Origin of the sequence: Acinetobacter sp. UBA3106, assembly GCA_002365595.1 — a bacterium.
Classification (GTDB): Bacteria; Pseudomonadota; Gammaproteobacteria; order Pseudomonadales; family Moraxellaceae; genus Acinetobacter.
In genome coordinates, this window is sequence record DFAM01000016.1 from 67,477 (window position 1) to 73,476 (window position 6,000).

Below are 6,000 nucleotides of genomic sequence, written 5' to 3' on the forward strand. Positions count from 1 at the left end.
TCAAGCGATAGCTTCCATTTGAAACAAAACTTGAACCGTCCGAACTTCTTAAATTTTAATACATCTATTATTAAATAATATTAGACACTTAAGAAGTCCGTTTAAAAACAAATTGATACTAAAATGAAATTTCAACTGAAATTCTATCTCGATAAGTTCCTGCAGGAACCCCATTTAAGGGATTATCTTCAAGTCTTACCGATATGATATATTTTTGTCTTTGTGCTGCACCTTGATTAAGCTGCACCCCCCATAAATTTTCATTCGTACCAGTTAAATTCAACCGTGTACGTAATTTATAAGGACCATTTGAAACAAAGCTTACTCCGTTTGGCGTTATTAAATTTTGGCTATTAAATAAAATTGAATAGCCACTATCACATGAAATATTAAAAGAAGTAGCAGACTGACTACGCTGATAACTTGTCAAACGCATCTCAGCACTAGTAAATCCATCAATTGAACATTGCTGAGCAGCAACTCCACTACTGATCAATGTACCAATCCATATTAAAATTATTTTTTTCATTTCATCACCTCTTTACATACGGACTGCAAAACCTGATTTTCGGAATTTTGGAATTGACCTTCATTCACGACAATTTGGGCCTGACATTGTCCGTTATTCTGGGTTTTTATCTGAAGTTTATAATGACCAGGTTTTAATAAATATAGGTAGACCACTCCGTCACTATCAACAAAATATGGCTCATTTGAAACGCCCTCTATCAGAACCTCTGATCCTGCTGACAAGTTATTTCCATTGATATCTTTAACATTGATAGCAATGCGTTTTGTTTTATTAATTGGAAAGTCAATTTTATAACCACGTTGATCTAGTCCAACTAACTTTTTAGAAGAATATGGAAAAGTTTCTTCCATAGCTAACTGATTATGATCAAAAGAAATATCATAATTTATATAAGGAATAATATTATGTACAAACATATAACCTTTATCATTGGTACTACCGACCAAAGATGAGGACCTATAAATATCTAAATCTGGATGATTATTCACTTTAACAAGAGCAAAAGCATTATCTGCATATTTAGTTAATGCAGCTTTATTACCCAACCAAACTACCGAACCCTCAAACATTGCCTGTGAAACACGATTATCTTCATATTCATCATGAGAAACTCGCAAATTACCTATATCAGTTTTCCATAAACCATAAGCATTGTAATTTATTTCATCTTCTATTCGGTTAACACCGACTACATAGTCAAATCCATTTTGGGTAATAGAGGTTTTACTAAAATTTAGTCGAGTTTCATCATTTTCAGTATCATGGGTTAAATTAATTTGTCCTTTTTCCGCCCAATTATAAGTAAATGCAATGTTAAACCCATAGTCTTCTTCATCACCAAAATTTCTGGAAAAACCGAGAGTTGAATATAGATTTTTAGTTAAAATTTTCCTTACCCTAATATCAAAAACTTTTCGATCTAAGTAGTTAATATTATTGGAAGAATAATTTGTCTGATCAATATAACTTATATTAAGTCCATCTATATATTTCATATTATAAAAATTAAAATAGATAAGATTGGAAGTTTTAATATTAGAATTATATTCCTCATCAGCAATATATTTGTATTCTTCAGAAAAAAAACGACTATTAATCCCAAATGACCAATTTAGAAAATCTCGACTAAGAGATAGAGAAGCTCCATAGCCCTGCTCATTTTCAGCATCACTTCCTGCCAGAGAAGTATCTAAAAGTACATATTTACTTAATGCTTGAGTCCATAATAAACTGACATTGCTTGCCTCTTCACTATATAAAATATCTGTTCCTAGAGTGGTGGATGAGGTAATTCCGCGTCTAAAATAGAACTTTGAGAAAAAATCTCGGTAATCATCATCAACCTGATCATAGTTATATCTTAATTTTCCTAAAGAAAAATTATATTCATTTAATTTAGGTTTTAGTAGTTGATTATGGATATAGATAGGAAAATTCTGAACCGTTCTATTCCCCAAAATATCTTCCACAACAATTTGAGCATTCCCCGCTTGGTTAATAAGCGCACCCGTAGGCAATGAGTAATTACCTGGAGTTACAGAGTTTTTATATAATTGAACACCATTCAAATATAAATCAACTGTAGAAGGCAGAGCAGCACTCCCACTTAAGGTAGGTGCATTCCAATAAATAAAATCTGGACGATCTGTATAATTTGTTCCAATACTTATCCCTCCAAACCGGAATGAATTATTTAGGCTATTGTAATTACTGGTTGTGTCTCCTAAAGTTAATATTAAAAATTTTTCAGGAAATTCAATATCAAAGCTACTGCTTACTCGAAGCAATTTCTTTTCTATTTCATTAGGATTATTTCTATATAAAAGAGAGTTTTTTAATAACCAATAATCTTTAAATATTCCTAATTCAGAAAAAGTATTAAAATCCTGTTCATAATCATCTTTACTATAAAAAAGACTATAATTCAAAAAACCACCAAAATTTGCCTTCTCTGGAGGTGTAGTAGAATCTAAACCATACTGAGTATCTTCAAAATAATCGGGGGGAAAATGTAATTTTATTGCTTGTAAAGCCTGATCATCTTCAAATTTCACTTCAGGCATACTCAATAAACAAAAATCTTTTTTAATTGAATCTCTACTCAACTTCTCAATCCGTACTCCTACATTTTTTAATGCCTGACATTCAATGAATTTTTTCGCATCTCTCGAAAAAGTTAATGCTTCCGTTTTATAATCAAGGCCATTGATCCAAATATTTACAATGACCATATCCATTTCTTGTTGTGGATTTACCTTTTGATTAATATCCGCTTTTACATATGTAAAACCCATACTACAAATTAGCATTGTAAGAATTTTAGTGGCCTTCATAGCACTATCCTTTCACAGAGTATTCCAAATACTTCTCATCCTTATCTGTTTTAATTCTAATTTTTAACTCATTATTATTTGTAATTTCTCCAAGCTCGAGTTTGATTCTATTCCCTCCTAATACATATTGAGCTAATTTTTTTTTCAAAATTTCTTTATTTCTATTATCTGTTACAAGAATTTCAACAATTTTTATATGTGATTTAGCTAAATTATCAATATTTAAATAAGCTTGATTCTCATGTTTTTCTAATTTTAGATCTAATCTCGGATTAACTTGCTTACCAGCAAATAATGGCAATGAAAAATTAAATAAAAAATTAATAGAAGAACTATCTTCTTCAATGGGGGTTACTTCTTTAAAAATGATACGCCAGGTTTGTTCTTGATCTATATTTGATAAGGGCTGACTAAAACCAACACGTACAATCTGTTTACTTTCAGGTTTCAATTCAAAAGTTTTAGGGTTAAATAAAAGTGTTTTATCTTCTTCTAAAATATCTTCACCTTTCTGATTTTGCTTCCATTTTAATGCGGAAATTTCAAATATTCTTGATTTTTTTAATCCGGTACTTTCGACACTTACAGTCGTACTTCTTTGCCGATTAGAATCTTGAATATATAATTGTATAGGGTTAAATTTTATTCCTGCCGACACTGAAAAACTCAACAAAAGTAATCCGAAAAAACCTATTATTTTTTTCATCTTTATTTACCCCAAATATAAAAATTATTTTTTTGTTTTAAAGGCTAAAAATAGGAGATACTGAAATGCATCTCCTATATGATATTTTTTAAAATAGAGAATACTTACAATCTAGAATTTGATTTCTACACCATAAGTTCCGCGATAAGTACCTGCATATGTCCCGATACCGATGTTGCGAGCTTGAGCTCTTACACTATAAGTATGCTCTCGCCCATCCCAACTTACAGTAGAACCGCTGGTATATTCAGCTCTACCTCGGCTAGTTACCACATCTACTGGTACAGTTCGGGTACCATTTGCCAATGTTCCAGGCGGGGTAATAGCTAAACTATAATCAGCATTTGTACGCACACCAAAAGTTGTGGAATCAGTGTAACGATTTTGTTCTGTAAGTACTAAAGTTGAATCCTCAATATCAAGATCGCAATGTTTTGGTACTTCCAATACAATATCAATTTTTCCTTTACAATCATTACCACAACCGGATTTTCCTGGTTTATGTGGTCCACCTCCACGATCTTCATCTCCTGCATACACGCTTGTTGCACATACACCAAAGGCTAATGCTGCTAATGCTACTTGTATTGTTTTATTCATAGCTTTCTCCATTTCTTTTTTTAATAAAAGAATATGCATATGTAGTTATTTTAACGATTACACTGTAACACTTATTATTATGAGTAAGGTTAGGTAACCGTTGACCTATCTTATTATATTTAATTTAAATAAATGCATAAATGTTATTATTCACAATATACTGGTCTTTAATTTATTTACTTAGTCATTCTATAAAATTATTCTGTATTTATAAAAACTTAAGCCAAAAAATAAAATAATACAATTTAAAAATATTTCTAATTATTTCAAAAAAAATAACAATATAATATTTAAAAAGCATAAATAAAATATAAACCTATAATTTTATTATTTTTTTCAACTGTACTTTAGTTTACATAAGCATAAAATAAAGTTGCATAATTTACAAAAAATTGTAAATTAAAGCTTATTATTAAAGAAATACGTGAATTTGTCGATTTTTTTACTTTATTTTTCCTATATCATAAATTTTCGTAGATGAAAAAAATTAATTAGAAACCATAAAAAAATATAAATTAATTGAAAAAACAATAATTTAATATACAATTAAACTTATATAAATTATTTTTATTAAAAATAAGAAGAGAGAAAAATATTTTTTAGAATTGTTTTTATTTAATACCAAGATTTTATCAAACGTAATCTATCGTACTTACTTTAATTCAGTAAGTAATTTTTTACTGTTAACCTCAATTTAAGTTCATTTTACTAAATATTATTATTCATATGAATATTTATAAAACGAATATTCATTTAATTAAAAATTTTCATCTTTAAATTATAATTAATTTAAAATTAATTCTTTCATTTATAATTTTTTAAAAATAACTGTATAATTTAGCCGCATAGTATCACTAAATATTTTATCTATACCTTTAAAAATATACTTCTATCATCTTTTTTTAATTAATTTCCAATCGGGTTAATAAACCTTCTTTCACTTGATACACCTGACCATACCCAAAATCAATTTGTTGTTTTTCCCCATGAATAGCTGGAAATCCAGTAATATTTTCCAATTGTGGTGAACGCTGAAATTGATTAATTTTAGGATTATATATCCAGTAAATAAAACGCTTATCTTCAATTTTTCGTTCATTTGACGTATCTGATAGAACAATGTCTTCGTAGCCATCAAAATTAACATCCATATAACCAATACTCTTAGGATAGGCGGTAAATCCTGTGAGACTTTGAATCATCTTATTGCGGGTTTTATCCCATACTTCTACTTGTTTTAAAGATTTTCCATAAGGTTGCTGGGCATTTTCTACACCATAAAATTTAAAGATGAATAGCGGTCTTTCTCCTGTTATAAATGCTGGCCTGAATTGAATTGGAATATTTTCATTATTCTTTTGTGCAATGAAAACTGCTGACATTTCTCCTGTATTTGGATTTAAATTTCCATTTAATTGATATTGCTCATCTGTTATTACCTCTGCCTTTACACTCACCGATTTAAGACTAAGCTGATCACCCTTTTGCGATCCCTTAAAGGCAATTGTTTTTTGATTAGTCAAATCATGAAGTGTGCCGTGTGGATTCGAGATACCGGCATATAAATCAAGAAAATAGCGCCCATCATCTGAACGCAACATGCGTTGCATAGAAACACGAACATTTGTGAAAGTTTTGAAATTGGCAGTCGTTGTTGCTGGAATAGTTTCAGCAAAATTTAAACTTGAAAAAGATAAAGTGGTAAGACATAGCAGGATTTGAATTTTCATTACTCAGCCACACTTAGCAATAAATTATGTCTACTCTATCACAGTTAAAATTGAATCTAATCTATCTGCAATCCCAGTGTTTTGTTGCGAATTATTAAT

The 6,000-nt window shown here is 29.6% G+C and carries 5 protein-coding genes; all 5 read right to left on the bottom strand.

The genetic code is table 11. The features are described from left to right. Nucleotides 1-118: 118 nt before the first annotated feature. The gene (locus tag B4C48_RS08285; protein ID WP_291355419.1) at nucleotides 119-529 is read right to left on the bottom strand and encodes a hypothetical protein; all 411 of its coding nucleotides are present in this window, start codon (nucleotides 527-529) and stop codon (nucleotides 119-121) included. Beyond that, entirely contained in the window at nucleotides 526-2,865 is a 2,340-nt protein-coding gene (locus B4C48_RS08290) for a fimbria/pilus outer membrane usher protein (RefSeq protein ID WP_291355421.1), read from the bottom strand. Before B4C48_RS08290 ends, B4C48_RS08285 begins: the two co-directional genes overlap by 4 nt. Before the next feature lie 4 nt (nucleotides 2,866-2,869). Next, entirely contained in the window at nucleotides 2,870-3,571 is a 702-nt protein-coding gene (locus B4C48_RS08295; RefSeq protein ID WP_291355423.1) for a fimbrial biogenesis chaperone, read from the bottom strand. 111 nt (nucleotides 3,572-3,682) lie between these two features. After that, complete coding sequence (locus tag B4C48_RS08300; protein ID WP_291355425.1) at nucleotides 3,683-4,171, bottom strand: hypothetical protein; 489 nt, start codon at nucleotides 4,169-4,171, stop codon at nucleotides 3,683-3,685. A 902-nt stretch (nucleotides 4,172-5,073) separates the two neighbouring features. Then, the gene (locus tag B4C48_RS08305) at nucleotides 5,074-5,901 is read right to left on the bottom strand and encodes an XAC2610-related protein (protein WP_291355427.1); all 828 of its coding nucleotides are present in this window, start codon (nucleotides 5,899-5,901) and stop codon (nucleotides 5,074-5,076) included. Nucleotides 5,902-6,000: the final 99 nt, after the last annotated feature.